This window comes from Psychrobacter sp. 1U2, from assembly GCF_051847575.1.
On the sequence record NZ_JBPYDC010000957.1, the window covers coordinates 1 to 760 of the forward strand.

Consider the following 760-nt stretch of genomic DNA (forward strand, 5'->3'; position numbering starts at 1 on the left):
GTCAGCTTCATATCGATATCGATACATGCATCCACTGGCATTAACTGTGCTTGACGATTATCCAATGCTTGTTCTTCTAATGCGGTCAAGCTAAGCGCATTATCAATATCGAATTTACCGACTTGCAAGCGCCGCAGTGCTGTCAGATGCCCTAATGTACCTATCGTTTTAGCGATGTCTTCACCAAGCACGCGTACATAGGTGCCTTTGGTGCAAGTAACCGTCAACTGTATTTGTTCGTTATCAAGTGCTTTTAAATCAATTGACTTGATGACGATATTTCTTGGTAAACGCTCTACTTCAATACCAGCCCGTGCATACTCATAAAGTTTTTTGCCGTCCTTTTTTAGCGCCGAATACATGGGTGGTATTTGCTGCTGAGCGCCCAAAAACTGCTGGGCAATTTTTTCTAACTCTACCTCATCAAACTTTGGCACAGACATTGTTTTAACAATCTGACCCTCCGCATCACCAGTATCAGTCTGACTACCAAGCAAGATAGTCGCTTGATAAGTTTTATCGGCATCCAATTGATAGTGGCTAAATTTGGTAGCCTCACCCAGACAGATAGGTAACAAGCCAGTGGCCATGGGATCAAGCGTACCAGTATGACCCGCTTTTTTACTATTATGGTTTGGCGATTTAAAAAGATATTTCACTTTCGATACCACTTGCTGTGATGTCATACCGTAAGGCTTATCTATTAAAATAACCCCTGAGACTTTTATCTTATCAGGTACTATTTTAGCTTTTTTATCAG

General features: G+C 41.4%; 1 protein-coding gene. It reads right to left on the reverse strand.

Going from position 1 to position 760, the window contains the following annotated elements; translation table 11 throughout:
* On the reverse strand, window positions 1-760 hold a 760-nt coding region (truB, locus tag ACS8FD_RS19775; RefSeq protein WP_439277121.1), incomplete at both ends, for a tRNA pseudouridine(55) synthase TruB.